Here is a 26623-nt window from a genome sequence, read left to right on the forward strand (position 1 = left end):
CAAAGGGATTAACTGCGCAAGGTAGGCTTGGCCTGCTTGCCTGCTTCCGAGCACTTGGGGCAAATGCCGTACAGCAGCATAGTATGGCTCTCCAGCACAAAACCGTGGTCTTTGGCGACCTGGTGCTGGCGGGCTTCGATATTGCTGTCGGTAAACTCTTCCACAACGCCACAATTGGTGCAGATCAGGTGATCGTGGTGATCGCCATCATTCAGTTCAAAGACGGCTTTGCCGCCGTCAAACTGGCTGCGCACCAAAATGCCGGCTTGCTCGAACTGGGTCAACACACGGTAGACCGTGGCCAAACCAATATCGACTTCTTCGGCAATAAGCAGGCGGTATACGTCTTCAGCGCTCAGGTGGCGTTGACCGTCCTGGTCGGAGCGGCGAAAAATATCCAGAATCTTCAGGCGCGGAAAAGTCGCCTTAAGCCCCATGTTCTTCAGTTCATTTTGATCGTTCATGGCTAAATTATCGCATCTTGATGGGGATGGATCTCAAGTCCGTCCTGGTTGAAAACCAGCTCGTCTTGAGGCGGTTCAATGCGCAATTCATGCGCTTTTTCCTAAACCCTTATATGATAACGATTTTATTCCTACTGGGGCATTTCGTGCAGAAGAAGGCCAATTCATTCACTCCTGTCATCCGCGCCATACTCGCAGCCAGCCTGGCTGCCGCCGCCCTGAGCGCTTGCGGATCCTCTAAATGGGGCTTCCCATACCGCGCCGACATTCAGCAGGGGAACTGGATCACTGCCGAGCAAGTGGCCCGCCTGCAATCGGGGATGACACGCGAACAGGTTCGTTACCTGCTGGGTTCGCCCACCTTGCAAGACATTTTCCACGCCGACCGTTGGGACTACCCTTACCTGAACAAGCCTGGCTACGGCAAGAGCGAGCAGCGCACCTTTACCGTCTGGTTTGAAGGCGACACTCTGGTTCGCTGGGAAGGCGACGAGCAACCTGACCGCCAACCCTTCGAGCGCAGCGACACAGGCAAGAAACACACCCCGCCCCCCGCTGATGCCGACCAAGCCGCCCCAACGCCCAGCGTGAGCGGCAACCAGCCTACGCTTTAAGCTTTACGTTAAGGACACAGGATACATGCGCATTGCCATTGCTGGCGCAGACGGCCGTATGGGCCGTATGCTGATTGAAGCTGTTTTGAACAGTACTGACCTGACACTGGCCGCGGCCTTGGACCACAGCGGCTCCAAAGCCATTGGTCAGGACGCAGGAGCCTTTCTGGGTAAAGACACAGGTATCAAAGTCACGGACGACCTGAACGCCCTGGCCCAGGCAGATTGCCTGATCGACTTCACCCGCCCTGAAGGCACCATGGCCCATCTGGACGCCTGCATGCAGCACGGCACCCGTCTGGTCATTGGCACCACCGGTTTTTCCGAAGCAGAGAAACAACAGATTCTGGCGGCTGGTCGCGAGATTGCCATTGTCTTCGCCCCGAACATGAGCGTAGGCGTCAATGCCACCCTGAAGTTGATTGAAATGGCGGCTGCCTTGCTGAACCTGGGCTACGACGCCGAGGTGTTTGAGGCCCACCACCGCAACAAGGTGGATGCGCCATCGGGGACAGCTCTAGCTATGGGCGAAGCCATTGCCAAAACCTGGGGTGAATCCCTGAACGATGTAGCCGACTGGGCCCGCCACGGCCACACCGGTGCCCGTCAGGATGGCCGCATTGGTTTCTCCGTCGTCCGTGGTGGCGACATTGTGGGCGACCACACCGTGTTTTTCTGCGGCGAAGGCGAGCGCATCGAGATCTCGCACCGCTCCAGCAGCCGTGCTGGCTATGCCAACGGCAGCCTGCGTGCCGCCCGCTTCCTGGGCGATAAAAGCACTGGCCTGTACAACATGCAGGACGTGCTGGGCCTGTAAGCTCCTGACGTGCAAACCCTCTGATCAAAAGCCGGCTTTCGAGCCGGCTTTTTTTATCTCCGCTTAACAGAGCCTCCTCCTGTTGGACTACTTTCCTAAAGTGGCGTGCTGGATTGATCTGGCCAGCACCTATTCCTTTGCCTGTGCCCCTGCCCTTTACCTTGTTTTGTCCTTTACCTGTCCCTTCATCTCCTGCCCCAGCCTGGGTCCAGTGTGTCCCGTCCTGCCCCCTCCCGCCTCGCCTCACCGCAAAAAAAAAGCAGCTCCAAGCCCGCCAGTAAAACTGCACAGCCAGTCCTGAGCCTGGCCTGAAAACTGCTCCACCCAGCACTACAGCGGCTTCTCCCCTTAAGTCGCCCCCTTGTCACATTCCCTCCCCCCTGTTTTCCCTGCTTGACGCAGAAAAAAATATCACTAATATGTCAGTTGGATATTTAAAGAATAAACCTTTTCCCGCAGGAGACAACCGACATGATGAGCGAACGCCAACGCAAGTTCCGAGAGGACTACAAATCCAACATCAGCCCCGCCTACAACGGCATTGTTCACGTGGTAGTGACCTATATCGTGGGCTTGGCAGCGATTTACTACAGCATCACCCAGCTAGGCCCGGTAGGTTGGGAATGGCTGATTGTGATCCCCGTTTTTCTGGCGGGTAATTTTGTTGAATGGGCCATGCACCGTTATGTGATGCACCGACGCATCAACATCATTGGATTGCGGGAAATCTACGAACGCCACACCCGCCAGCATCACCAGTACTTCACCGACAACGAAGCCACGATTGATTCCAGCAAGGAGTTCCGGATTGTGTTTTTCCCCTGGCGCGTTCTGGCCACATTGGGGGTAGGCGGCGGGATTCTGGGCTGGCTGGCCGCAACCATCATCAACCCCAATGCAGGCTATTTTGTATTCATGACCATGGTGGCACAGTACCTGGTGTACGAGGCCTTTCACTACTGCTGCCATGTGCATGAGAACAGCTTTGTGCGCAATATGCCCTTCATCAACACCATTCGCCGCCACCATACCGCCCACCACAATCAGGGCATCATGATGAAGTACAACATGAACCTGACGTTCCCGATTGCAGACTGGGCCATGGGCACGACGGATCTGCGTCGAGGTCTGCTTGGCCACCTGTTCAATGGCTACAGCGAAAAGCACGTCAAGGAAGAGCTCAAGCCCATTATTAGCCGTTTCCGTTTTGAAGATACTGGCGACACCACGGACGGCCCGGCCTTGAAAAAAGAAGAGGCCCACGCCCTGGAGCGTGGTCTGGCCAGCTAAGACTCTGCCTGTACTTACAAGCTGGAAATCAGGGTCGTGCGGGCGAGTTCTTCGATGTAGTCCATCAAGAGATCCAGGCTTTGACCGGCCTGGTCCATATCGCCCCCGGCAATGGACATCGCCAAGTTGGCATGCAGTCTGCCCATCTGCGTTAAATCCGGATTTTGCTGATAGTGGCAGAACCAGAAACGACGGGATAGCCCATGTGTCAGACGCATCGCTGCCTCGGCAAACTCATTGCGAGCCGCCTCGATTTCCAGCTCATTCAACCGTCGATCTGCCCGGATAAAACTGACTTCATCGTTCTGGGTGGCTGCTTCCAGGAAAGCATCATGCAAGCTCTTGAATTGCTCGCGTTGATCGCGTGTCGCCCGTTTGGCCGCACTACGGCAGATCAGACGCTCGATCTCCCGTCGCGTCTCGATCAGGCGCAGTTGCTTGGGCATGTCCAGCTCTGGAATCAACAGCCCACGCTGCGGCAAGACCAGCATCAAATGTTCGCGTGCCAGACGTTGAATGGCCTCCCGAATCGGCGTGCGGCCAATCTCGAACATCTGGCTCAAGGTCAGCTCGGACACGATGCTGCCCGGCGGCAGCTTCAGGGTAATGATGGCTTCTTCCAAACGCTCATAAGCAATGTCTGTGAGCTTGGGCTTGGGTTCCGTCAAGGCCTTGATGTCCAGCACCTCATCTTGAGCCTGCCCTTTTCCCGCTACCTTCCGCTTGCTTGTAACCATGCTGACCCTGCCTTTAAAACGCAGCGTTTGCTGCTGACACCCAAACTCTGACGCCTGCTCTGGCCCTGCAAGTACAAGGCCGGAACTGGGCAACAGCCTCATATCTTAGTTGTATTTATCTACTCCAGGAAGCCACATGAGCATTGCCTGCGATTCAAAACAAACCACCATCATTGCCGTGCATGGGATTCAGGGCACCCATCGCAGCTGGCTGCCAGTGGTCAACGCCAGCTCGAATTTGATGTCCTGGCACACCCCGGACTTGCGAGGCCGAGGCAATACCTTTCGCGGCTCCAGCCAGGAAGATTACGGGCTGGACGGCTTTGTGCAGGATCTACGCGCCAGCATTCAAGCCTTGCCTGAACACACGCCCTATGTCCTGGCAGGCTGGAGCCTGGGCGTCTCAGTGGTGCTGCAAACCTGTCTGACTTTACTGGACGAACAGGCCCCACTGCCTCAAGCCCTGCTGTTGTTATCGGGCACAGCCAGCCTGAACCGGACTCAATGGTTCAAGGCCCAGGACACGCCTGCCTTGCTGCAAGAAATTGCAGAACGGGAACAGCGCCTGGGCCTGCTGGAGGCCGCAGGTCATCTAGATGTGGCCTGGACCTGGCTGGCTAATCGGCACCACGACCTGTATGCGCAACTTCCCCGTATTTCCATCCCCTCTTTGATCATCCACGGCGAGCAGGATCAGGACTGTCCCATTGAGCACGCCCACCGGTTGGCGCAGGCACTGCCACAAGCCACCTTGCACAGCCTGCCTGATGCGGGCCACAGCATTCTGGGCTCGCACACTGAACTGATCGCCTCATTGATAGAACCCTTCTGCTCTCTACACACCGCAAGGACTGCCGTATGAACACACACGTTTTCTTTTGCCCACCACCCCGCACCCTGATGGGACGCGGCTGCCGCCATGAACTACCTGCCTTGATTGCCCACCTGGGCTGGCGTCGCGGCTTATTGATTACCGACCGTTTTTTCACCATTCAAACCACCTGGGTTCAGGACCACATCGCCGCCTGTAGAGAACAGGGAATTGAGCTTGTGGTTTTTGATGGTGGCGAGCCAGATCCTTCCACTACCTTATGTGATCAGGCCACGCTGCAAGTACGTGCTCACCTGGCCGATCACCCTATCGATTTCGTATTGGCGTTGGGCGGCGGAAGCAATATAGATCTGGCTAAAGCCCTGTGTCTGACCGTCCCCACCGGGGAGCCCATACGCACCTACAGCGGGACCTGGCCCGCCCACACCAAGCCCTTGCCCTTGATCGCCCTGCCCACCACCTCCGGCACGGGATCAGAAGCAACACCGGGAGCCATTCTGGTCGACCCCGACAATGCCACCAAAATTGCCGTCATGGGCAATGCACTGCGTCCCGCCATTGCGGTCATCGACCCGGAACTCAGCGATAGCTGCCCACCCCGCGTCACTGCCGACGCCGGTATCGATGCCCTGACCCACGCGATTGAATCCTTTATGACGCAGGATGCCAGCCTGTTTGATCGTGGTGGCAGCCCCGACCCTAGCTATAGTGGCCGATCCAGCCTGACCATGATGTTCGCACGCGAGTCCATACGCCTGTGCGGCCAGTACATGCTGCGAACCTATCGCGACGGCACCGACACTGAAGCCCGTGATGGCATGGCCAGCGCCAGCTACTATGCCGCCCTGTCCTACGGCACGGCAGGTCTGAATGCGGTACACGGCATAGCCTACGCACTGGCAGGTTTGACGCATCAATCTCACGGCACCACCAATGCCGTGCTGCTGCCCTACGTTCTGGACGAACTGCGTGAAACTCGCGCCTCGGAATTGCTGGAAGTCGCCCAACTACTGGGCATGCCAACCGGCAAGCCGGAAGATACCTTACTGGCCCTGCCTGCCTATGTGCGGTCGCTGGTCGAACAACTGGACACCCCCTCTGACCTGAGCCAATGCGGCGTACAAGAGCATCAGCTGGAGCGCCTGTTGAGCGACGCCCTGCAAGTGACTCGTCTTGCCAAAGCCTTCCCGGTTGCTGACTGCACCAGCGCCTATCAACGCATTATTCAACACGCTTTTGAGGGCTCTTTAGCCGGAGCACTAACCCACAATTAATTAGCCAGCTAAGTACATACCATTATTTAATCTTAAAATAGATACCACTAGTATCCATGTAATATATTAGTAGAAGAAAAAAGGCCTGCCATGGCCTGACGGCAGGTCACCTATACATAAAACCCGCCACAAGAGCGGACCTACAGGAGACACCAATGACAGCCGTATCCCCCAATGTGGCCAATCGCCTGGAGCGATTACCCATGACACGCTATCAACGCATGCTGTTCGGTATTATCGCGACCGCCTGGTTCTTTGACTCCATGGACCTGGGCATCATGACTTTTGTTTTAGGTTCCATCAAAGTAGAAATGGGGCTCAGCACCGCGCAAGCGGGGATGCTGGCCAGCTCCAGCTTTTTAGGCATGTTTTTGGGTGCTGCCATTGCGGGCATGCTGGCAGACAAGTACGGGCGCAAACCTGTCTTTCAATGGAGCATGATTTTTTGGGGTGTAGGAAGCCTGGCCTGTGGCCTGTCCCAAAACGTCGAGCAGTTGATGGCGTTCCGGGTGCTGCTGGGGTTTGGCATGGGAATGGAATTTCCCATCGGCCTGGCCATGGTTTCGGAGATCGTGCCCGCTAAAAGTCGCGGTCGGTACATCGCGATTCTGGAAGGCTTCTGGCCGCTGGGCTTTATCAGCGCCGGGATTCTGACCTACCTGAGCCTGGACTATATAGGCTGGCGCGGGATCTTCATTGCCCTGTCTATCCCCGCCCTGTTTGTGTTTGTGATCCGCCGTTGGGTTCCTGAGTCCCCCCGCTGGCTGGAAGAAGCAGGCCATAACGACCGCGCCGAACAAGTCACCACGGCCTTTGAACATAAAGTTATTCAGGCCAACGGCGGCCAGGCCCTGCCCTCTCCCCTGCCTCCCACCCCTTGCGAGAAGTTGAAACGTGGCGCGCTGTTTGCCCAACTTTGGCAAGGCCAATACGCCCGCCGCACCTTGATGCTGTGGATGCTGTGGTTCTTCTCCTTGCTGGGCTACTACGGTCTGACTACCTGGCTGGGCGCACTGCTACAACAAGCCGGGTATGAAGTCACCAAGTCCGTTACCTACACCATCTATATTTCCCTGGCCGGTATTCCAGGCTTCATCTTCTCGGCCTGGTTGCTGGAGAAATGGGGACGCAAGGCAACCATGGTCTTGATGCTATTCGGTAGCGCCGGCTGTGCCTTTATTTATGGCCATGTCGCCACCAGCCAAGCACCTGTGGCCCAATTGATTGGCGCCGGTTTGTGCATGCAGTTCTTCATGTTTGGCATGTGGTCGGTTTTGTATGCCTACACCCCCGAGCTGTACCCCACGCGGACACGCAGCACAGGCGCAGGTTTTGCCTCTTCCATTGGCCGACTGGGTTCCTTGTTCGGACCGCTGCTGGTGGGCTTTATCCTGCCCTGGACCGGTCATGCAGGCGTTTTCACCTTGGGGGCTATTTCCTTTTCTATTGCAGCGTTGGTGGTGATTGCATTGGGGGTGGAAACCAAGGGACGTTCGCTGGAGGAAGTTTCGGCTTAAGAGACTGATTCAATTGATGATTAGTTAACTTAATGCTCAATAAAAAACCCGTGTCAGCCTATGTCGCTGACACGGGTTTTTAGCTTATGAATGGCCAAACTCAATTCCCAGTGCCGCTCAGAAACAAAACGAACTGAACGCGCCCCTCCCCAGTTGCTCAAGCCCGCCACAATCAGATAAACCACTATTCAAAGCAAGGGTTTGGGCAAGCCAAACTCGATATCAAAACCCCTATTTTTATGCGCCATAAATCTGCGCAAAGCGCTGTTTATTCAAGAATAAGTCCGCAAGCTAAAATCCCGTCTGGCATTTCAAAATATATATAATTTGAAATGCCAAACATAACTAAAATCAAATACGAAACCCGACGCGCGCAAACCGGAGACGCTAAATGAGTATTCCCTCCTCCTCTGATGACACTTTGCTGGCCACCCAGGCGTTTCAGGCATTTCGTCATTTATTGGCTACAGGGCAGGTACGCGCGGGGCAGATGGTGTCGATGGCGGAGCTGATGAAATTAAGCGACTTCCCTCTGGCCCCAGTGCGTGAAGCCGTCAAACGCGCTGCGGCTGCCGGGCTGGTGTCCATCCTGCCCAAGCGGGGAGTGCTGGTTCTGGAGGCAACCACGGAAGCGCTACGGGAATGCTTTCAGCTGCGCTGTGTCTTTGATCAGGAGGGGGCCAGGATACTGGCTAGCTGTGCCAAGCAGCCCGCATTGGAGAGTTTGCGGGACAAGCACGAGAAGATTCTGGAGCAGGCACAAAGCGGCCTTGTTACCACCGCTTTGCAGATTCAGGCCATGGAAGTGGACTGGGCCTTGCATCGCTATCTGGCTCAAGCACTACAGAACCGCTCGGCCATGACAATCTACGAAGAGAACTGTGATCGCATCAATGTGCTGCAGCACTCGCGCCGCCCTTTACCCGAGCGCATTGTGCCCGCCATGAAGGAGCATTTACAGATTCTGGATACGCTACAGGCAGGAAACCCCGAAGCGGCCATGGAAGCCGTGCGCCACCATCTGGCACAAACTCTGCGATGGTGGGGCGCGGTCGATGTTTAATTGACAATAACGGGCTCTTGTTCCAACTCCACGCCGAAGCGTTCCCGAACAGAACCCCGAATCGCCTGGGCCAGGCGTTCAATATCATGCGCAGTTCCGCCACCATGATTCACCAGCACCAAAGCCTGGCGATCGTGCACGCCCACGGCACCATCACGCTTGCCTTTCCAGCCACACTGGTCAATCAACCAGCCCGCCGCTAGTTTGCATTGGCCCTGTCCAACTTCATAAGAAACCAGATTGGGCCATTGCTGCTTCAAGGCATCACGCTGCTCGGTCTGCACAAGGGGATTCTTGAAGAAACTGCCCGCATTACCCAAGACACGAGGGTCAGGCAATTTTTGACGACGAATCTCGCAGACTGCATCAAAAATACGTTGAGGGTCTGGCTCCCCCGCCAAATGAGCTTGCTTATTAAGATCGGGGTACTCCAGCACCGGCGTCCACTGACGCGGTAAGGCAAAGCGCACCGCCAGAATCAACCAGCTTCCAGCCGGGTCGTGCTTGAAGCGACTGTCTCTATAAGCAAAGCCACACTCGGCCGCAGACAGTTCCACCTCTTTGCCTTCTTTAAAGCTCCAGGCCAGCACGCTGTGCACCCGCTGCTCCAGCTCCAGCCCGTAAGCACCAATATTCTGAACCGGAGCCGCACCCACCGTGCCAGGTATCAAGGCCAGATTTTCCAGACCGGGCCAGCCTTGATTCAAACAATACTGCACAAAGTCATGCCAGCACTCACCCGCCTGCGCTTCCACGATATAGGCATCGTCCCGCTCCTGCAGTAAACCAATCCCTTTGCTTTCTACCTTGATCACCAGGGCATCAACTTGCTCGGCCAGCACCACATTGCTGCCACCGCCCAGCACAAAGATACGCTCCCCCTGCTCCACCAGCGCTTGCAAGGCAGGCAGCTGGGTAACATTGTCATACACCACCAGGTCGCGCGCGCGGCTGCCCAAACCCAAGGTATTAAAAGAGCTCAAATCCACATTACGCTGCCTATCCACGGCCCTGTCCCACGATCAAAGAAAGCAGTAAGCATAGCTCGGACAGACAATTTTCCGGAAAAATTTACAGAATCTATTGACAAGCTTCTTTGCTGCAGTCTATAGTTACGTTCTTGCTTAGCGCAGCGTCGGTTTCGCAGCAAAAAGCAGTTTGAAGGCAGGCTAGTTCGTTAGGCAGTACTGATAAAAAGCTTAGGCAAAATATCAAAAACGCTTGACAAACAAAGATAGCCACTCTAAACTAGCTTTCTTTACTTAATAAGCAATAGCTAATAAGTAAAACGCTGAAAACAGATTCAATCTGCACAGCAAAATGCGGGAGTAGCTCAGTTGGTAGAGCGCAACCTTGCCAAGGTTGAGGTCGCGAGTTCGAGACTCGTCTCCCGCTCCAGATTCCTAAGGGAAGCCTAGGCTTCCCTTTTTAATCGACCACGGCGCAATGGCAGAGTGGTTATGCAGCGGATTGCAAATCCGTCTAGGTCGGTTCGATTCCGGCTTGCGCCTCCAGTAATTCTGGTCACAAGTCGGTAGTGCAGTAAAAAATGCGGGAGTAGCTCAGTTGGTAGAGCGCAACCTTGCCAAGGTTGAGGTCGCGAGTTCGAGACTCGTCTCCCGCTCCAAATTCAAAAAGCCCAAACTTCGGTTTGGGCTTTTTTCTTTTCTTGCTCTCTCAACAACACATTCCCTCTCTCCCTAATATCTGGGCACATCCTCAAGCATTCTTGGTAGGATCAGCATTGCTAATGCTGACTCTTAAATTGGGGCGGCCTACTCTTTCTGTGAGGCGCCAAACTGAAAGCATAAGCTAATTTAAGGGGGGCACATGATAGTGGCAGATCACAGCAATTCCATCTTCATTTCATATGCTTGGGGAGCTTGCTTCGAAAAAAAAGAATGGCTACGTGAAAGCATCATTACCAGCCTGAACTGGAAATACGATGTCTTCTGGGATCGCGACACAATCGCTTTAGGCGAGCTCCTTGAGCACAGCATTCGCAACGCCCTAAAAAAACGCCCCCTTCTCGTCTTGTGCCTGTGTGACCAAGATTACCTAGCCGCGGCTCAAAAAGACGGCTCAGGCTTGTATACAGAACTGCGCCTATTAGCAGAAATCGCTCATGAGCCAGGGGTTAGGATCATCCCACTCATTTTAGAGCCGGGCTGTGCAGAACATCTACCTGCCCCGCTTTCAGGTCGTCTTTATGTAGATCTGCAAGCGCTGCACTGCCAAAGCCTTCCTCTTGGCTTAACCGTTTTAGGGGTCGCCGAGGGCTTGAGCCAGGCACAGCTGCAAAACGAGATTAATGACCAAATAACCTTCTTTCGTTTAAGACAGAGAGCTATTCGTTTTATGGAACGACATCCCATACTAATTTGGGGTAATGGCTTGAATCACGAGGTCATGGTGCATCCAGACAATTCCGCACCCTATTTACTCAAGCCACCGCAATGGATGCAGAGAAGTAAACGTTGGGACTATATGCTTGGTGACGAAGGCCCGACATCCAATCCCATGCAGGGACGCTGGCACTGGGAATACATAGCAATCTCGACGGAGTTACGTCCCTTGGCTACCGCCGTCGTGTCAACTTTCTTCCCTATGCTGACGGGAGAAAACGAAGAGAGCTTGTTAAATTCCGCCGGCACGCAAATAGCTACAAAGTTTTTCAGAATGATTTATATCCATGAACCATTCACTTTTAATGCCAATGACCTGATCGATAACTTACTAGCGAGTCCGAGTGGTGCTGATGTTCTGGAGCGACTCCTTAATGCAGCAGAGTCCTGCAGCGAGTCAAAGGCAAACAATCCTTGAAATCATGCTTTATCGTCGCGTGCACCATCCGATGATGGTAAATTTTTACCAGTCTGTATCGTGGTAACAGATCTCCTAATCGGCTCAGTACAGGCAAGCGCCCTTCTGCTCTGGACCATGATGGCTTCATTAATTTCCTCTTTGACAGGCCAATCCCCCATAGGGTTGTCCCTTGCCATTTTCACCTACGTAAAAAAACTTAGGGCACATATTCGTCTGCCAGGAAGCCACCAGGCCCGAGCCATTGCCCTATTCTCTCTAGCCCTGACCGGCTGCGCTGGCGTCAAAATCGCCACCGTCAGCACCGAGGATTACATTGCCCAGCGCCGTGGCGATATTCTGACTACCAACAAGCTCAGCGCCTCTGCACGCGATACGCTGACCAGTCTGGCTATCGCGCCCGAGCAATGCGCTAAAGACATTCCCCACTGCTCCTCCAGGCTGACCGAGCTATGGAACCTGGACACCGAGCAGCGCATGGCCACCCTGGCCGAGATCTGGACGCAAGAGGCCTTGCGCTTGCAAGGTCGGCGCAATGCCCGGCCAGACTTCTCGACCGAGCTGTTCGATGCCTATCTGCAAAGCGCCCGCTATGCCTACGCCTATCTGTTCTTCACGGATCGCAGGCCAGGAGACCGGGCATTTGAAGACCGCCAGACCCAGGTGCGTGACTACTACAACTACGCGGTGCAGCAAGCGACCATGCTGCTGTTTGCCAAGTATCACGACACCAGCTACGCCTTCCAGAAAACTATCGAGATTGGTCGGTGGCGTATTCGTGGTGATCTGTCCCAGGTACGCGATGCCACCGCCCCTCAGCCCCATGAGCTGATTCCGGCCTCCCAATTAACATTCCGCGGGGTGCGCAGCATTTATCGGCGCGACGGTTTTGGAGCCGAGATGGTGGTCGTGAACGAGTCAAAGGATGTCACGCCAAACAGCTTTCAAAGCACCTACAGCGAACCGCCTTTCCAGGCTGTCACGGGGATTATTACTTTCCCCGGCGAAACCCTGTCCCAGGTTCTGCAAACTCGCGACGCCACCATTATTGGCTACGATCCGTACCAGCAAACCAGCGTCAAGCTGAAAGACGTGCAAGTGCCCTTGGCGGCCAATTACACCTCTGCCTACGGGCTATGGCTGGCGCGCTCGGACTTCTCGACCCAGGCTTTACGCACCGTCCTGGGACGGGACGGTGGTATTGAATCCCCGCATGTGTTCCTGCTGCAACCCTATGACCCGAATCGCCGCGTCATCATCATGCTGCACGGCCTGGCCAGCAGCCCGGAAGCTTGGATTAACGTCGCCAATGAGGTGCTGGGCGATGAGGAGTTACGGGATCGCTATCAGATCTGGCAGGTCTACTATCCAACCAATCTGCCCCTGCCCTACAACAATGCCGAGATTCGCAAAGCCCTGACAGAAACCTTCCGGCATTTTGATCCGGACAGGAAGGCCATTGCCTCAAACAATATCGTGGTGATCGGCCATAGCATGGGCGGTGTGCTGGGACGTTTGCTGGTGTCCTCGTCCGACAATCTACTGGAAGACGCAGCCCGCGACCGTTATCAAATGGATGATGTCAGCATCGCCAAAATGAATCGGGAGTTTGGCAATGTGGTGCACTTCTCTCCTCTGCCCGGGGTGACGACAGCGATCTTTATTGCTGCGCCTCACAAGGGCACACCGTTTGCGGGAAACCGTATTTCACGTCTGGCAGCGGCGCTGATTACCTTGCCAGTTACGGTGGTGACGCAACTCAACAAGCTTAGCCAGGTGGCGGTTGGCAATACGCCCGCCAAAGACGAGATGCTGATCCTGCCCAATGGCGTGGAAAGCCTGCGCGACAGCGATCCCTTCATGCAGATCACCTCCAAAATGCCGATCTCCACGCAAGTGCGGTATCACAGCATTATTGCCAATTACACGCCCAAAAAAGACCTGCTGTATTCGGACGATGGGCTGGTGCCCTATCAAAGCTCCCATCTACCTGGTGCGACCTCGGAACTGGTGATTCCCTTCTCCCACAGCGTACAGGAAACGCCCGAGGCAATTCTGGAAATTCGGCGGATTTTGCGGGAGCAGTAGCAGCAAAACACATGTTCCACCTGACAAAGCCCCACTACCGTCCCTTTCACGTTACTCCCGCTTCATCGCCTTTTCATAATCCCAGCCGCCACCCAGCGCCTTGTACAGATCCACCATATTCTGCAACTGGTTTTCCCGCACGGCGATGACCTGGTTTTCTGCCTCGTACAGATTCCGCTGCGCATCCAGTTGTTCCAGATAAGACGCATAGCCAGCCTCATAGCGATTGCGGGCGTGTTCCAAGGAGCGCTTCAAGACGTCCCGACGCGCGGTCACGTGGCTTAACTCTTCCGCAAAACGACGCTGGCCCGCCAAGGCGTTTTCCACTTCGGAAAAGGCCGTCAAAACAACGCCGCGATACGCAAAGACCGCCTCATCGCGCTGGGCTGTTGCAGAATCAAACTGCGCCTGCAAACGACCACGGTCAAAAATTGGTGCCAGAATGCTGCCACCCAAACTCCAGATCTTGGTCGGGTCATAACTCAAGGCGCTGACGTACAAAGCCCCTGCCCGTGCCGACAAGGAAACCTGTGGCAAAAAGGCAGCCCGGCTGGCTGCCATGGACGCGTCCTTGGAAGCCAAACCGAGCTCTGCTCGCGCAATATCAGGACGGCGGCGTAGCAGCTCGGACGGCAAGCCAGAGCCCGGTGCAGGCAGCTCTAAAGCCGACAAGGTGGAACTGGCGTTCTGTTCATAAGCCGCAGGCAACTCCCCGGACAAGAGGCGCAAAGCATTGTGATGACGGCTAATCGCCAATTCCAGCTGCGGAATATGCTGCGCTACCGCTTCCAGCTCGGACTGGGCCTGGGTCAACTCCAGCTGGGAGATATAGCCCGCATCAAACTTTTCCTGCGCCAGGCGCAAGGCTTCTGTCCGGGAGGTAGAGGTGGCCTTGGCCTGCTGCAACTGTGCATCCAGACCCAGCAAGGCAATATAGGTACGTGCTGTCTCGGAGGCGACGCTCAAGGCAATGGCATCATAATCCGCCTGCGTAGCAGACAGTTTGAGTTCAGCCGCTTTCGCCTGCGAACTCAAGCGCCCCCATAGATCCAGCTCCCAATTCAATTGCACGGCAGGTTGTACCGCACGGCTGATTGCCATACCGCCAGGCCCCAGGGCCCGCTCTGCATGCGCGCCTGTGTCAAAGGACAAGGAAGGGCCCAAGGACGAGTCCGCCAGCTGCACCGCGGCCCTTGCCTGTTCGATGCGGGTAGCGGCACTCAAGATATCGTTATTGCGTGCCAAGGCAGCTTCCACAAGCGCACTCAAGCCGGGATCGTTAAAGGCTTTCCACCAGGCCGAATCGACCACAGTGCCTTCAGAGGATGCTCCTATCCACCCGGATGGCACAGCTACCTGCGCCTGCTCGGGTACGACCCGGTAAGCAGGCATACAGCCGGACAACAGCGCCGCGCCACTTAAGATGGCCATGCCATACGTTCTTGCAAACAGGATCATCGTTCACGCTCCTGTTTTGTTTGATCAGGCTTATCGGAAATATCCACCTTGGCAATCACGGACATGCCAGGTCGCAAACGCTCCATACCGGGCTGATCCGCATCGATAGCAATGCGTACCGGCAAGCGCTGAACAACCTTGGTGAAGTTGCCACTGGCATTATCCGCGCGCAGCACGGAAAACTCGGAGCCCGTGGCCGGGGCAATACGCTCTACATGACCTTGAAACTCTGTGCCATCCAGACCATCAACGGTGAATCGGGCCAACTGCCCCACATGAATACCCGCCGTCTGCGTTTCCTTGAAGTTCGCCACTACCCAACGGGTATCCGGCACCAGAAACAGCAGTTGCGAACCTGCCGTCACATACTGCCCCTGACGCACAGACGCTTCGCTGACCTGACCGGCTGCAGGCGCGGTCACCACGGTGTTATCCATATCGATGCGAGCCAAACCCAAGGCGGCTTCAGCGGATTTCACCTTGGCCTGCAAGGTCGCCCGAGCCACCTCGGTGGACTTGATGGTTTCTTCGGCAATCGCAATGTTTGCCTTGGCTTGCAGCATATTGCCGCGCCCCAGCTCGGCAGTCGCTACAGCCTGATCTCGCTCTCGTACCGAGATCGAACCTTTGTTTGCCAATTCCCTGGCACGATTACGATCCGCCTCGGAGCGACGGGCTTCAGCCTGAGCAGACACCAAGGCCGCCTTGCGAGCATCCAGGCTGGCGCGGTTCTGTGCTTGGGCTTGATCCAGATTCGCCAACTCAGCCAAAGCCGCATCCAGTTGAGCCTGCGCCTGATGCAGTTTTTCTTTATAAATGCGCTCATCAATGCGCACCAAAGGCTGGCCCGCCTGGACTCGCTCAAAGTCCTGCACCAGTACCTCGGACACATAACCGCTTACCTGCGGTGCCAGCACCGTCATCTGCCCACGTACATAGGCGTTGTCGGTAGTGACGCGAGTGGTGTTGAACGGCCCCAGGTTCCAAGCCCACAAGATCAACAGCAAACCTCCCAACAATACAAAGGCCATCGCAATGACACTGCGTTTGCTGGGTTTGATGATCTTGGGCGGCAGAGAAGATTCAGTATTCGGACCCAGCTTGCCATCGTTATCCGAGTCTGTCGGCGCGGCAAGCTCACTATTGCGATCCTGATTTTCAGATGAAGTGTCTTGACTCATAAATACGGACCAGGTTTAAGAATTCGAAGAAGTGCCAGCAGCGGCTTGCGCTCGTCTGGACTGAATAGCGGGGCCAGCGGCCAGCAACACGGGCCACAGCAAAAAGCCCGTCGCCAGAATGCCAATCAACAGAAAAACATCGTTGTACGCCCTGACACTGGCCTCGCGGCGGGCAATCTGTGCCAACTGAGCCGTGCCCGTCGCCGCCCTCAACATCGGATCGGTCACCGTTGGCCCTACAGCCTGTTGCTGCTGTTTCAGACGATTGGCCACCAAAGGCTCAGCCACATTCACATGGCTGACAATGGCCGCGTAATGATGCTGCTGGCGCTGCTGCTGAAACGTGCTCAAGGTCGCGGTGCCCATCAATCCGCCCAAGGTCTGGGTAACATTGAGCAGCACAATAAAAGTCACGATATGGTCGGGGCCATACTTGAAGGCTTGTTTGAAGCCAATCATCACCAAGGGCCCCATGAACATGCCCGCGCCAATGGACAGCACAAACTGGCTATAGAAAAAATCCTGCGGGCGGTCCAGGCTGGTACGCCCAAAATCCATGAAGCTGGACACGCCAATCAGCAAAATCGCGGCAAACACCTGTACCAGAATCGTCTTGGGCCCAAAGGTGATGGCGCTGAGCACAATGCCGCACACAATGCCCACAAACACCACCCAGAACAAAGGCTGCATCTGCTCCGAGCCCATGCCCAAACTGCGCAGCATATTGACCATGCCGTAGTTCTGCTCGGTCGTGATGAAGCGCAAAATCATGGCCCCGACGGCAAAGTAAATGGTGGAACCCTGCGCCAACCACCGCACTTTCAGCAAAGGATTGACGCGGTGATATTCCAGAAACGAACAGACGGTGAACAGGAACAAGGACGCCATCGCCATCCAAGCCAGGCTTGTGTCGTTGAACCACCAGCGGATATAGCCTTGCGTCAAGAATGCGATCAGCAAACCGGCAGCCGGAGCAAACAAGACAAAAGCCAGGAAGTCCAGTTTTTCAAACGCCTTGATCTGATAGCCGGGGGGCAACTTCAGCAGCACTACTGCCGCAAAGGAGCACAAGGCCATGCCCGCCTCAAAGCTATACAGGCCGTGCCAATTCCCCAGCTCTATCAAGGACGGCGACAGCACCCAGGCCAAGGGCGTCGCCATTTGCGTGATACTCACTCCCAGCACCAGAGCCTTACCTAGCAGGCGTCTGGGGAAAGCTTGCAGCATATACAAGACGCCCAGGGTGCTAGCCGCCGCACCAGAAAACCCGCTGGCACCACGCAGAAAAATCAGCGATTCAGCACTATTAATGGATAAATGAAGCAAAGCCAGAACGGCATACAAACCCAGGCCTATCTCGGCAAACAGGCGCATGCCATATTGCTGCCTGAACTTGAACACCAGCAAATTGGCGGTGATATTGACCATGGCATAGGCTGCGGGCAACCAGGCTGCCTCGGAGGGCGTCAACCCCAGCTCCCCTTGCAGCGTCGGCAAATTCACCGACACCAGGGCATTACCCAAACCACCTGTCAAACCAACCAGAATCGCAACCAGACCATAAGCCATACGGATATGCGATTCATGATGAGGTGCCGATGGCGAGCCCGGCATGAAGGGCTTTTCATGCTCTTCCCAATGTGGATGCGGCTTGATGTACTGACTCATTCAGGCTCCCAATCAGGAGCATTACGGTCCACCTGCAACAACACGCCTTCACACAAGAACTTCAGCGAGCGTTTTACGAACAGTAGCCTTTCCTTGTCCGTGCGCCCCCGCAAGCTGGCAGCCAGCATGCCAATCAACAAGGGAATGTCCGTGGGCTGCAAGGCCGGGTTGCACTGCCCGGCGGCCTGCCCCATTGCCAAGGGTTCGCGCGCCAGATCAACCAAACGGGCACGCACCCCCACAATGGTGGGGTGATTGGGATCAATCGCTTTCCAGTAATCGGACATGGGAGCCGACTCCAGCGCGAACCCTGCCAGCACCTGCATCAAGACCTTGAAATCCTGAGCATTGCCTTTGCGCTTGCTTGAAAAGCGTTCTTCAATCCGGTCTGCTGCCCGTATCAGCAGCGCCTCCATCAAGGCAGCCCGGTCTGGGAAATTGCGATAGAGCGTCGCCCGTCCTACCCCTGCCTGCGACACAACCTGATCCAAAGGGGCCGTGACACCACACTTGCTAAAGACCGTGTTAGCTGCGTCCAGCAACAGTTCCCGGCGTTCCAAGGCATCAGAACGATTAGGTAAATTCCGGTTTTTCATTCCGAAATTATACGGACAGTTTTGTCCGCTTAAAAAGGCATCAAGCTAAAAAAGCTGTAAGAAACGATATTCCATATATGAAATAAAGCCTGCCAAGGCACGCAGGAAAAGTCCGGGGCTGGCTGTCTGCCTTTATTGCAAAAAAAAACGTACTCCGACGAAAAAGACGCGACCGCAAGCAGTCGCGCCCTGTTCTATTCAGATCCCACCGCGCAGGCCCTTAGCCCACTTTGGAACCACTCGAACTCTCCTTGGGCTGCTTCTTCAGCCAGCTGTCATGCAGCCATTTTTCAGTTTGCCTATGCCCGGGAAAGGTAATCCATGTGATGTCACGTTCAAAGATCATAGGTTGCTCATCCGGGCCCACAATCACCCAGAACCACAGACGATCCTCCAGATTGCGAGCCTTCACCTTCATCCCGGTCAAGGTGACCGTCTCCATACGGCCATTACGCTCCACACGAATCGGCTCGTCATGCTTGTCGATCCAATGAATTTCCATGCGAGGCAACAAGTCAGGAGCATACTGCTGCAGGAACGCACGTGCGATTTCCTCACTGCGCTGGCTGTCTGGCAAAGGACGGCCCACCAGGTCCAGAGAGATATTGGCAAAACCTTTAAGGCGACCTGACGGCGCAATTACCGAACTAAAGTGCTCGCCTTCCAGACCGGCATTACGTCCGTCCTTGCGCTCATAGCGCGTCAACACAACGGCCTCACCATCCGCACTGACCTGACGGCTCATGACCTGGGCATGGGTTTCCGGAATAAAGGCATCAATAGAAGGGCTGGCAAGCGTGCTCATGGCATTCTCCGAAATGGAAAGGACATTCTGTTGAGCCTGAGCAGGAAAAACCCAGGCCGTTTGCATCATCAAAGCGGCAAACAAGGATGGCAAAGAAAGATGGACTCGCATAAGGCGGACTCCTGTGAAAAGAAAGCATCACGCTAGAGAAAACGAACTTCATGGGCCCGTTCTCAAAATCAGCTTTCAGAAAAACGGCCAAGTTTTCCAGCTGGTAACTCAAGGCCGTAAAACCAAGACAGGTCTAAAGAGCTAGAGCGCGCGGCCTTGCTCTACAGCTTGCGTCTGAACATAATTCAGAGCGCATAAGCCAATCACGATCAAGCTAAAGTGCACCATCTGGACTGGCCCCTGCTTGAGCCAATACCCAAACCACAAACCGCCGCAGATGAAAAACAACCACAAAAAAACAAACAGGCTCAAAGCCAGTACCGCGCGATTGCGAGCACGTAAAAGAACACAAGCCTTTTGCACCCAGAAAGCCTTTGCATAAGAGAGGGCGGCCCACCACAGCAAGATGGCACAAGTCAGCTGGACAGCAGCCACCACATATAAAACCACCGGAGCCCACTGCGCCGACCAAGCCCTCCACAACAAGCCTGCACCCAGCAGCTCCTCCGCCATCACCAAATCCATAGAAAGCGTATGGCTCAGCAGTAAACGATTAGTCCCGGAATCCGTGACGTTGTTAATGACGGCAATCGACAACCACATAGCCAAGCCACCCAGGATCAGCAAACGACTAAACGCAATAAGACGTATCGACATAATCCCTACCTCATCACAAGGAATAATGATTCAAGATGGGCCAGCCACGCTCTTGTGCTATACCCATCAAATTCGGGTCTCCTGCTATCACCCGCGGAAAACCGACAAGCTCCAGCATGGGCAGATCAGAAATGTGATCGCCGTACCCATAACAATCCGCAGCGCATCCTGCCTGACGCTCCAGAAACCGTTGAACGGCTCGCCGCTTCCCTTCGCCAATGGTCTGTATTCCCATGATTTCACCGGTGTAATTGCCCGCGAGAATCTCCAACTGATTAGCCAGCACATAGCGCACGTCCAGATCTCGAGCCAGGGGCTGCAGAATGTCGCAACTGGAGCCAGATACAAACACAGGCTGAACGCCATTGCGCTGATGCTCCCGCAAAGCCTGGATGGCTGGCTGAATGTAGTAGTTCTCTTGCTGGCGCATTTGCTGATGCCAGTCTGCTATCGCTGCTTGTAAATCAGTTTGTCTGCAGCCCTTGAACACATGCCAGAACAAGCGATTAATTTCGTCTCTGGATGTACCATCGGCAATCTGTCCACGCATTCGCCGCTCAGCTTCTTGACTAGCAGCCTCACCGCCCTCTTGTCCAAGCGTTTTGCACCAGTAGTAATTGCGAAAACTGAACATGCTTTTCATGTTGATGAGAGTTTCATCAACATCAAAAAATGCAAATTGAATTGTTCCCATCCCCTGCCTTTCCTTAAGTTCGACCAGGACAAAATCCTGGTCGACGATCTTTCAAAAAACCGTAATCGCTCTACAGCAAGGCTTGCTCTGGGCAAGAAGCCGTTGCCTGATTCGATAGAAAGGCAGAGACATCATCCGTGACATCGCTCTGGGCATTGAGCATGCCCAACTCATTGACATACTGCTGGACAACACTGGCGGCCAACTGGTTTTCCTTCTGAGTAATCAGCACATCATCAAAGACCGTGAACTTGACTTCCATACCTGCAACGACTGCACCGCCCTGATAAATATTCATGTCAGCATGGAACCAGACCCGATCCGCCCTGAGCTTTTTCTGCTCCAGAACGTGATAGCGGATTTGAGCGGGCAAAGGAAACGCAAACGCCTGAAACCGCATCGTCATCGTGTTGATCACAAAGTAGCGCTTGGGTGCTTGGTAGTCTTCCAGGCAAAACCGCTCCGTTACCGCCAAAAACATCTGACGGCACGCCTCTGTCAGCACCATTCCCTGCACATGCTGTCCAGTCAGATGGTCCAGCATCAGCTCGTTCCGATCATCCAGCATCAAGTCCGCAATAAAGCCACCATCTTGCGCAACTTCAGGTACGGAAATCAGAGTGTTTTCCGGGCGATGCTTATGTACCAGGGGCTTGGCAGCCAGGCGCTTCCCTCGCCATGTGTGCCAATGCTTGAACTCCTGAAGCAGGCCTTTACTGATACCTACAAACCAGGCATGACTGACCTGCTCCTGACTCAAACCCTGGCCAGCGATCAACTGCCGGCCAGCCAACGGTCCACGTTCAGGAGACTCGTCATGCAACAGCTTCATCAGACGCTCATACAGCAATAAATTTTCATTCTGAGCAAAGCGGTCAAAGCCCTTCGGAACAACAATAAGTACTTCCATTTTTCTACTCTCCCTTAAAAATTCTTGACGCTGATGTTTTGCAAAGGCACTTATTAACTGAGTCCTTCTCATCTTTCCGTGATAGCTGCCTTTTTTCTTATTGCTTATTAACGAGCACCTCACTGCGCCTTAATCCACTAAGGGCATAGATCGCACATCCTGCCAGCAAGCCAGCCAGCAATAAATACGTATCCTCCAAAGGCCAGGCCGCAATCTGCTGAGCCACCCAAGGCCCCAGGCTTGCGCCGATGAACAGCACAAAGGTGTAAAGCGATACCGCCAAACCTCGTACTGACAATTCGCTTAGCCCGGCTACTCGAGCGATCAGGCTCGGCACACTGATACCAATCCCAGCCACAAAGATGAAACTGGCTCCAAGCAGTCCCAAAGGATGGGCCTGTCCGGCTAACGCACTGAGTGCCAGGCCGGTGGCAGCACACACCAGGCCAGCGCTCAGTACTCGCTGAGGCCCCATTCTGGGCATGACCAGCGCCACCAATAAAGGCATCAAAAAGGCAGGGGCAACCAGAGCGCGCGTCATCATGGGAGACAGGCCCAACTGTGTGAACTGCGCAGCCAGCTTGCTATCAAGCGTCATATAAAAGGCAACAAAGCACAGCAGCAGAAAGAAGGCCGGCACATAGACACGCAGCAATCCGGGGTTGGCCAGCAGTCGGCCCACCGATCGGTAATTGCGCAGAAAACCGTGCAGGCCCTGCGACTCCATCTCATCTGCCGCTCTGCGCCATAAGCGCCATGCCGTCAGCATGAAAATGCCACTCAAGGGCAAGAAAGCCGCTCCTAGCCCCCAACGACCGGCAATCAAGCCGCCATATATTTGCCCCAGCAGGCCTGCCGACAAAAAGGCGGTGCTCATCCAGGCAACACTCCACATCCTCTGTCGTGGACTGCCCCGCTCTGCCAGATAGGCAATCGCCACCGGAGGAAATGAAGAAGCAGCCAGCCCCTGACACAGCCGGCCAACAACAATGGCGGCAGGTGACTGCACCACCGCCAGCAAAGCAGTCAGTCCGGCCAAAGCCAGCAAGCCGCCAACCATGACCTTGCAGCGCCCCAAGCGATCCGACAGCGGTCCAAAAATCAGAAAACCCAAGGCGTAGGCAAACCCAAAACTGCTGACCATGCCTGTTGCACCCACCCCGTAGGATTGCTCCAGGACGGCAAGCACCGGCAAAGGCAGATAAAGCAAAGAGACGACGGACAAGGCACAGATCACCATCAATGCCCGCAGGCCCGTACCTACAGATCCCTGTTCATGTGCGGATACATTCATCTTTAATGTTCCTGGCTGTTATACAGTAAGCTACATATCTGTTTAAAAAAAACGGCAGACAACTATCCGCCGTTTGTCTTGGGCAACACGCCTTCCTGCTTAATCTTGAACATCAATCGAATCAGCATCTCCCGCTCTGATTCATCGAAATGGCTCATCAGCTTGGCAACCCACACATAATGCGCTGGCAAGGCTTGGCCCAGCACCTGTGCCCCGTGCTCGGTCAATCGAACCACCCAGGCACGACGATCTTGCGGGTGCTGCTCCCGATCACACAGGCCTGCTGCTTCCATGCGATCAATAATGCGTGTCATGGTTTGCGACGTCACCGACACCCCGTCGGCCAGTACACCAATACTCAGCCCCTCTGGATTGCGTTTCAGCAAAATCAGAACAAAGAACTGGGTCTGAGACAAACCGCTTGTCCGATCAAGATTGGCCTCAAACGCAGACAACATCTCGCTGGTGGCAGAAGCCCAGATCAACCAGGTATGCAAACCATCCACATCCGGATTGCTGTACTCGGCTCCCAGCGTTACCAATGTGTCGTAACTGGGAAGGTCCTTGAGTTCAAACATCGCGCCACCAAATAATCACCATGGCTGAAATGTAGCTGACTACCTATCTGCAGGTCAAGCGCTTTGACATTGGGGCAAGTCATGACAGGCAAAGACAAGATTCAGTCTTGCTCCTGTAGCCTGTTTAAAGAAATAATCTGGATACTCCAGCCCCTGACAACGCACTCCATGACACCCCAAACCGCCATCCGCATGGCATCCTACAACAACCAGATGAACCGCCGTCTTTACGATGCAGCGGCCAGTCTTTCAGCGCAGGACTTGCATCAGGAACGCGGGGCTTTCTTCGGTTCGCTGTTCAAGACCATGATGCACATTGCTGTGGGAGACACCGTCTGGCTGCAGCGCTTTGCCCAGCATCCTGATGCCCACGTCTTGCGCGAGCAAATCGGCGTATTTGCCAAGCCACGTGCACTGGACCAGCAGTTGTTCGACACCTTGGCAGAACTGAATCAGTACCGTCACAAGCTGGACCGGATCATTATTGATTGGGCCGCCACGCTGACACCGGAGCAACTGGGCCAAACGCTACGCTACAGCAATATGGCGGGCCAGAGTATGGAGAAGGATTTTGCGCTTTTAGTGACGCACTTTTTTAATCACCAGACTCACCATCGCGGTCAGGCCAGCACCTTGTTGTATCAGGCAGGTGTCGATATTGGGGTGACTGATTTATTGGCTTTGGTGTCCTGATTTTGTAGCCCGCAGGCCTCAAAGCAGACCGACAGCGCTGTACTTGTAGCTCAAGGGCTACAAGATCTCGGTGTCCGAGATACAGCAAGCAACCTATCCGCTTCCAATAAAAAAGCCTGCTTGGCGATGGCAAGCAGGCTTTTGCATCAGGCTCTACTGCCTGCACCTTTCTCTCTTAATACTGCGCCCGCAAGGACAGCATCACGTTCTGGGGCGCCCCATACCAGCCCTGGTTATAAAACCCGATCTGCGAGTAGTACTTCTTGTCGAACAGGTTATTCACGTTCAGCGTGGCGGACATGCGCTTGTTGAAGTCATAGCGCGCCATCAGGTTGACGATGGCATAGCTGCCCTGCTCTACCTTGACCACTTTACGGCCCGGTGCAGTCGCATCCTGGTACATGCGGTTTTGCCAGTCGATACCACCACCCACTGTCAGCCCTTGCCAATCGCCCTGCAAACGATAGGTGGTGTAGAGCTTGAACAAAGTACGTGGCTTGCTGGTGTTGATGGGTTTGCCTTGTGCGTCCTTGGCCGTGAAGGTCGTCAAGCTGCTGGCCAGGTTCCAACCGGGCATCAACTCACCGCCCAGCTCCAGCTCGATGCCTTCTACCTTGGCTCCCGACACGGGGCGATAGGCGGGGGTATTGGGCGGCGCGCCGATCACGTTATTGCCAGTGGCTTCGGCCAGATTGTCCTGGCGAGTCTGGAACACGGATACCGCCCCATTCAAGCGGCCATCCAGCCAGGCGGCCTTCAAGCCCAGTTCGTAGCTTTTACCCGTGATGGGAGCCAGAAGATCACCCTGTTCGTTGCGGGCGTTCTGCGGTTTGAAGATTTCCGTATAGCTGGCGTAAGCCGTGTAGGTGTCGTCAAAGTCGTAGATCAGGCCGGCATAAGGGATGAACTCATTGCGGTTGCGATACTGGCGTTTGGCACCAAAGTAGGTCTGGTCCGTCTCCCAGTTACTCAGGCGTCCCCCTACCATCAAGCGCAGATTATCCATCAAGGCAAAACGCCCCACGGCATAGGCACCAGACTGTCTGTTGTTCATGTCATCCGCCTGGGAGGGCTCGCCTGACCACACGGGTTCGGGCACGCGGCCCGGCTGATAAAAACTGCCCGCATCCGGCAAAGGTGCCAGGGCGCGATACTGCGGGAAGGAGACGCGGTCCTGGGACATCATCCAGCCCGCAGAGAACTCATGCTCTTTACCGAACAGCTCGAAGGGGCCGGACAAAGAGGCATTGAATGCCTTGCGACGCACATCCCCCTTGTAATAGGAATAGGAGTTGGCAGTACCCAAGCCGGTTTCCCGATCCGGGTAGCCGCCCCGGAAAATCTGCTTCATGGATGCATCGGTGTGCGACTGGTTATAAGTCAGGCGCAGCTTCAAGTCATTGGCAAACTGATGGCTCAAATCCAGAAAGCCCGTGGTGGTGTCATTCTCGATGCGCGACCAGTCCGTATTGTTGGAAACAGAGCGCTTGAAGTCTGTACGCGAACCATCGCTATAGAACAGCGGAAAACCACTGCCAAAGCCATTGTTCGAGCTGGACTGATAGGCCACTCCACCAGTCAATTCCATGCCGGGCATCAGGTCAGCCGTAATCACGCCATACAAGGTGCGCGTCTTGGTGTCCTGCAAACTGGTGTAGCTATTGGCCTTGCCATAAGCCCCCACAATACGCCCGCGAATACGGCCATCTTCGGTAATGGGTGTGGAAACATCGGCATAACCACGGGCAAAGTCCCAGCTGCCTACGTTCACGCCCCCCGATGCTGCAAAATCACGCAAGGGACGCTTGCGTACATAGTTGACCGAGGCCGAGGGGCTGCCCGCCCCCGTCATCAAACCTGTCGCACCGCGCACCACTTCAACCCGATCAAACACCACCAGGTCCAGATTGCTTTCACCAAAAGCCCAGGGCGAGAGCACAGGCTGGGTCCAGCCATCAAACTGATAGTTATCGATACCAAAGCCACGCGAGGAAAAGGAATAACGGTTGGTATCGCTGCGCGTCACGGAAATACCCGGGGCGCTTTGCAGGGCATCGGCCGTTGTCTGCATACCGCGATCTTCCATCATCTGGCGGGTCACCACGCTGACCGACTGCGGTGTTTCACGAATGGACAGTGACAAACCCGTGGCTGTGCTCATTGCCTTGGTAGTGTAGGACTGGCTGGTTTCGGTCACCCCCGGATCTCGATTGCCTTTGATCGTAATTGTGGACAGCTCCACGGGGGATTGATCAGGAGCCTTGTCCTGTGCCCAGGCTGGGCTGCCCGCGGCCGCCAGCAGCATGGCGGAGCGAGTAAGAGGTGTCAGCAAACGCACTCGCAGGCGAGCAGAGCTGGAAGAAACGGCAAACATGAAGGTGGATCTCAGCAAAGGTTTTAGATGCGAACAATTATCATCTTCATGCTTGAGAGCGATGTATTCACAAACGCAAAAACGC

24 protein-coding genes and 3 tRNA genes are annotated in these 26623 nt (G+C 55.0%); 13 read left to right on the plus strand and 14 right to left on the minus strand.

Features of this window, described 5'->3' with window-relative positions:
* Positions 1–8: 8 nt before the first annotated feature.
* Complete coding sequence (gene fur, locus NBV64_RS13690; RefSeq protein ID WP_035272094.1) at positions 9–464, minus strand: ferric iron uptake transcriptional regulator; 456 nt, start codon at positions 462–464, stop codon at positions 9–11.
* A gap of 113 nt (positions 465–577) precedes the next feature.
* On the opposite strand from fur, the gene NBV64_RS13695 reads away from it, so the two are divergent.
* The 3 genes from NBV64_RS13695 to NBV64_RS13705 all read left to right on the plus strand — a co-directional run bounded on the left by NBV64_RS13695 (position 578) and on the right by NBV64_RS13705 (position 3185).
* On the plus strand, positions 578–1078 hold the full coding sequence (locus NBV64_RS13695) for an outer membrane protein assembly factor BamE (protein ID WP_196784070.1): 501 nt from the start codon (positions 578–580) through the stop codon (positions 1076–1078).
* A 25-nt stretch (positions 1079–1103) separates the two neighbouring features.
* Positions 1104–1895: a 4-hydroxy-tetrahydrodipicolinate reductase gene (gene dapB, locus NBV64_RS13700; RefSeq protein ID WP_250755947.1), complete on the plus strand. Its 792-nt coding sequence runs from the start codon at positions 1104–1106 to the stop codon at positions 1893–1895.
* Positions 1896–2366: 471 nt separating this feature from the next.
* The gene (locus NBV64_RS13705; protein WP_250755948.1) at positions 2367–3185 is read left to right on the plus strand and encodes a sterol desaturase family protein; all 819 of its coding nucleotides are present in this window, start codon (positions 2367–2369) and stop codon (positions 3183–3185) included.
* 14 nt (positions 3186–3199) lie between these two features.
* Here NBV64_RS13705 and NBV64_RS13710 read toward each other — a convergent pair whose 3' ends face one another.
* Entirely contained in the window at positions 3200–3922 is a 723-nt protein-coding gene (locus NBV64_RS13710) for a GntR family transcriptional regulator (protein WP_009459556.1), read from the minus strand.
* 136 nt (positions 3923–4058) lie between these two features.
* Here NBV64_RS13710 and NBV64_RS13715 point away from each other — a divergent pair, with 136 nt between their 5' ends.
* The 4 genes from NBV64_RS13715 (at position 4059) to NBV64_RS13730 (ending at position 8608) form a co-directional block, all read left to right on the plus strand.
* The gene (locus NBV64_RS13715; RefSeq protein ID WP_250755949.1) at positions 4059–4784 is read left to right on the plus strand and encodes an alpha/beta fold hydrolase; all 726 of its coding nucleotides are present in this window, start codon (positions 4059–4061) and stop codon (positions 4782–4784) included.
* On the plus strand, positions 4781–6028 hold the full coding sequence (locus NBV64_RS13720) for an iron-containing alcohol dehydrogenase (RefSeq protein ID WP_250755950.1): 1248 nt from the start codon (positions 4781–4783) through the stop codon (positions 6026–6028). The genes NBV64_RS13715 and NBV64_RS13720 overlap by 4 nt, the downstream gene beginning before the upstream one ends.
* Before the next feature lie 155 nt (positions 6029–6183).
* Positions 6184–7545: an MFS transporter gene (locus tag NBV64_RS13725; protein ID WP_250755951.1), complete on the plus strand. Its 1362-nt coding sequence runs from the start codon at positions 6184–6186 to the stop codon at positions 7543–7545.
* A 391-nt stretch (positions 7546–7936) separates the two neighbouring features.
* Complete coding sequence (locus NBV64_RS13730) at positions 7937–8608, plus strand: GntR family transcriptional regulator (RefSeq protein WP_009459563.1); 672 nt, start codon at positions 7937–7939, stop codon at positions 8606–8608.
* Here NBV64_RS13730 and murB read toward each other — a convergent pair.
* Positions 8605–9615 carry a UDP-N-acetylmuramate dehydrogenase gene (murB, locus tag NBV64_RS13735; protein ID WP_250755952.1) on the minus strand — a complete coding sequence of 337 codons (1011 nt, stop codon included), beginning with the start codon at positions 9613–9615 and terminating at the stop codon, positions 8605–8607. The two genes, NBV64_RS13730 and murB, sit on opposite strands and share 4 nt — an antisense overlap.
* Before the next feature lie 315 nt (positions 9616–9930).
* Here murB and NBV64_RS13740 point away from each other — a divergent pair.
* The 5 genes from NBV64_RS13740 to NBV64_RS13760 all read left to right on the plus strand — a co-directional run bounded on the left by NBV64_RS13740 (position 9931) and on the right by NBV64_RS13760 (position 13519).
* A tRNA-Gly gene (locus NBV64_RS13740) sits at positions 9931–10006 on the plus strand.
* 42 nt (positions 10007–10048) lie between these two features.
* Positions 10049–10122 (plus strand) — tRNA-Cys (locus tag NBV64_RS13745).
* Between the two features lie 37 nt (positions 10123–10159).
* Positions 10160–10235 (plus strand) — tRNA-Gly (locus NBV64_RS13750).
* 203 nt (positions 10236–10438) lie between these two features.
* Positions 10439–11431: a toll/interleukin-1 receptor domain-containing protein gene (locus NBV64_RS13755; protein ID WP_250755953.1), complete on the plus strand. Its 993-nt coding sequence runs from the start codon at positions 10439–10441 to the stop codon at positions 11429–11431.
* A gap of 117 nt (positions 11432–11548) precedes the next feature.
* Positions 11549–13519 carry an esterase/lipase family protein gene (locus tag NBV64_RS13760; RefSeq protein WP_250755954.1) on the plus strand — a complete coding sequence of 657 codons (1971 nt, stop codon included), beginning with the start codon at positions 11549–11551 and terminating at the stop codon, positions 13517–13519.
* Between the two features lie 51 nt (positions 13520–13570).
* Here NBV64_RS13760 and NBV64_RS13765 read toward each other — a convergent pair whose 3' ends face one another.
* From NBV64_RS13765 to NBV64_RS13810, 10 genes are all read right to left on the minus strand, one after another.
* Positions 13571–14977: an efflux transporter outer membrane subunit gene (locus tag NBV64_RS13765; protein ID WP_250755955.1), complete on the minus strand. Its 1407-nt coding sequence runs from the start codon at positions 14975–14977 to the stop codon at positions 13571–13573.
* Positions 14974–16158, minus strand: coding sequence for an HlyD family secretion protein (locus tag NBV64_RS13770; protein ID WP_342466868.1), 1185 nt, complete (start codon positions 16156–16158; stop codon positions 14974–14976). Before NBV64_RS13770 ends, NBV64_RS13765 begins: the two co-directional genes overlap by 4 nt.
* Positions 16159–16173: 15 nt before the next feature.
* Positions 16174–17826, minus strand: coding sequence for an MFS transporter (locus tag NBV64_RS13775; RefSeq protein WP_250755956.1), 1653 nt, complete (start codon positions 17824–17826; stop codon positions 16174–16176).
* Positions 17823–18422 (minus strand): TetR/AcrR family transcriptional regulator, encoded by a 600-nt coding sequence (locus tag NBV64_RS13780; RefSeq protein ID WP_080748065.1) that lies wholly within the window; start codon positions 18420–18422, stop codon positions 17823–17825. The genes NBV64_RS13775 and NBV64_RS13780 overlap by 4 nt, the downstream gene beginning before the upstream one ends.
* A 220-nt stretch (positions 18423–18642) precedes the next feature.
* Positions 18643–19338: a hypothetical protein gene (locus NBV64_RS13785; RefSeq protein ID WP_009459746.1), complete on the minus strand. Its 696-nt coding sequence runs from the start codon at positions 19336–19338 to the stop codon at positions 18643–18645.
* Between the two features lie 141 nt (positions 19339–19479).
* A complete protein-coding gene (locus NBV64_RS13790; RefSeq protein ID WP_009459748.1) occupies positions 19480–19995 on the minus strand; it encodes a DUF2165 family protein in 516 nt (171 codons plus the stop codon).
* 13 nt (positions 19996–20008) lie between these two features.
* A complete protein-coding gene (locus NBV64_RS13795; protein WP_254498940.1) occupies positions 20009–20689 on the minus strand; it encodes an HAD family hydrolase in 681 nt (226 codons plus the stop codon).
* A gap of 70 nt (positions 20690–20759) precedes the next feature.
* Positions 20760–21599 (minus strand): AfsA-related hotdog domain-containing protein, encoded by an 840-nt coding sequence (locus NBV64_RS13800; RefSeq protein ID WP_009459752.1) that lies wholly within the window; start codon positions 21597–21599, stop codon positions 20760–20762.
* 97 nt (positions 21600–21696) lie between these two features.
* On the minus strand, positions 21697–22893 hold the full coding sequence (locus NBV64_RS13805; protein WP_250755957.1) for an MFS transporter: 1197 nt from the start codon (positions 22891–22893) through the stop codon (positions 21697–21699).
* Positions 22894–22955: 62 nt separating this feature from the next.
* Positions 22956–23471: a MarR family winged helix-turn-helix transcriptional regulator gene (locus NBV64_RS13810; RefSeq protein ID WP_009459754.1), complete on the minus strand. Its 516-nt coding sequence runs from the start codon at positions 23469–23471 to the stop codon at positions 22956–22958.
* A 168-nt stretch (positions 23472–23639) separates the two neighbouring features.
* Between NBV64_RS13810 and NBV64_RS13815 the strand changes: the two genes are divergently transcribed.
* Positions 23640–24164 (plus strand): DinB family protein, encoded by a 525-nt coding sequence (locus NBV64_RS13815; RefSeq protein ID WP_250755958.1) that lies wholly within the window; start codon positions 23640–23642, stop codon positions 24162–24164.
* Between the two features lie 175 nt (positions 24165–24339).
* Here the strand turns inward: NBV64_RS13815 and fauA are convergent, their stop codons facing one another.
* Positions 24340–26538: a TonB-dependent alcaligin siderophore receptor FauA gene (gene fauA, locus NBV64_RS13820; RefSeq protein WP_021446919.1), complete on the minus strand. Its 2199-nt coding sequence runs from the start codon at positions 26536–26538 to the stop codon at positions 24340–24342.
* Positions 26539–26623 lie beyond the last annotated feature (85 nt).

Origin of the sequence: Alcaligenes sp. DN25 (assembly GCF_023674485.1) — a bacterium.
GTDB classification, from domain to species: Bacteria; Pseudomonadota; Gammaproteobacteria; order Burkholderiales; family Burkholderiaceae_B; genus Alcaligenes; species Alcaligenes phenolicus.

Coding starts and splice junctions, on each gene's coding strand:
- NBV64_RS13760 (WP_250755954.1), top strand. CDS start 11,549: ATGATGGCTTCATTAATTTCCTCTTTGACAGGCCAATCCCCCATAGGG.
- NBV64_RS13815 (WP_250755958.1), top strand. CDS start 23,640: ATGACACCCCAAACCGCCATCCGCATGGCATCCTACAACAACCAGATG.
- NBV64_RS13770 (WP_342466868.1), bottom strand. CDS start 16,158: ATGAGTCAAGACACTTCATCTGAAAATCAGGATCGCAATAGTGAGCTT.
- NBV64_RS13715 (WP_250755949.1), top strand. CDS start 4,059: ATGAGCATTGCCTGCGATTCAAAACAAACCACCATCATTGCCGTGCAT.
- fauA (WP_021446919.1), bottom strand. CDS start 26,538: ATGTTTGCCGTTTCTTCCAGCTCTGCTCGCCTGCGAGTGCGTTTGCTG.
- NBV64_RS13790 (WP_009459748.1), bottom strand. CDS start 19,995: ATGTCGATACGTCTTATTGCGTTTAGTCGTTTGCTGATCCTGGGTGGC.
- NBV64_RS13800 (WP_009459752.1), bottom strand. CDS start 21,599: ATGGAAGTACTTATTGTTGTTCCGAAGGGCTTTGACCGCTTTGCTCAG.
- NBV64_RS13705 (WP_250755948.1), top strand. CDS start 2,367: ATGATGAGCGAACGCCAACGCAAGTTCCGAGAGGACTACAAATCCAAC.
- NBV64_RS13805 (WP_250755957.1), bottom strand. CDS start 22,893: ATGAATGTATCCGCACATGAACAGGGATCTGTAGGTACGGGCCTGCGG.
- NBV64_RS13785 (WP_009459746.1), bottom strand. CDS start 19,338: ATGCGAGTCCATCTTTCTTTGCCATCCTTGTTTGCCGCTTTGATGATG.
- NBV64_RS13795 (WP_254498940.1), bottom strand. CDS start 20,689: ATGGGAACAATTCAATTTGCATTTTTTGATGTTGATGAAACTCTCATC.
- NBV64_RS13710 (WP_009459556.1), bottom strand. CDS start 3,922: ATGGTTACAAGCAAGCGGAAGGTAGCGGGAAAAGGGCAGGCTCAAGAT.
- NBV64_RS13720 (WP_250755950.1), top strand. CDS start 4,781: ATGAACACACACGTTTTCTTTTGCCCACCACCCCGCACCCTGATGGGA.
- NBV64_RS13810 (WP_009459754.1), bottom strand. CDS start 23,471: ATGTTTGAACTCAAGGACCTTCCCAGTTACGACACATTGGTAACGCTG.
- NBV64_RS13765 (WP_250755955.1), bottom strand. CDS start 14,977: ATGATCCTGTTTGCAAGAACGTATGGCATGGCCATCTTAAGTGGCGCG.
- NBV64_RS13725 (WP_250755951.1), top strand. CDS start 6,184: ATGACAGCCGTATCCCCCAATGTGGCCAATCGCCTGGAGCGATTACCC.
- dapB (WP_250755947.1), top strand. CDS start 1,104: ATGCGCATTGCCATTGCTGGCGCAGACGGCCGTATGGGCCGTATGCTG.
- NBV64_RS13730 (WP_009459563.1), top strand. CDS start 7,937: ATGAGTATTCCCTCCTCCTCTGATGACACTTTGCTGGCCACCCAGGCG.
- NBV64_RS13780 (WP_080748065.1), bottom strand. CDS start 18,422: ATGAAAAACCGGAATTTACCTAATCGTTCTGATGCCTTGGAACGCCGG.
- fur (WP_035272094.1), bottom strand. CDS start 464: ATGAACGATCAAAATGAACTGAAGAACATGGGGCTTAAGGCGACTTTT.
- NBV64_RS13695 (WP_196784070.1), top strand. CDS start 578: ATGATAACGATTTTATTCCTACTGGGGCATTTCGTGCAGAAGAAGGCC.
- NBV64_RS13755 (WP_250755953.1), top strand. CDS start 10,439: ATGATAGTGGCAGATCACAGCAATTCCATCTTCATTTCATATGCTTGG.
- NBV64_RS13775 (WP_250755956.1), bottom strand. CDS start 17,826: ATGAGTCAGTACATCAAGCCGCATCCACATTGGGAAGAGCATGAAAAG.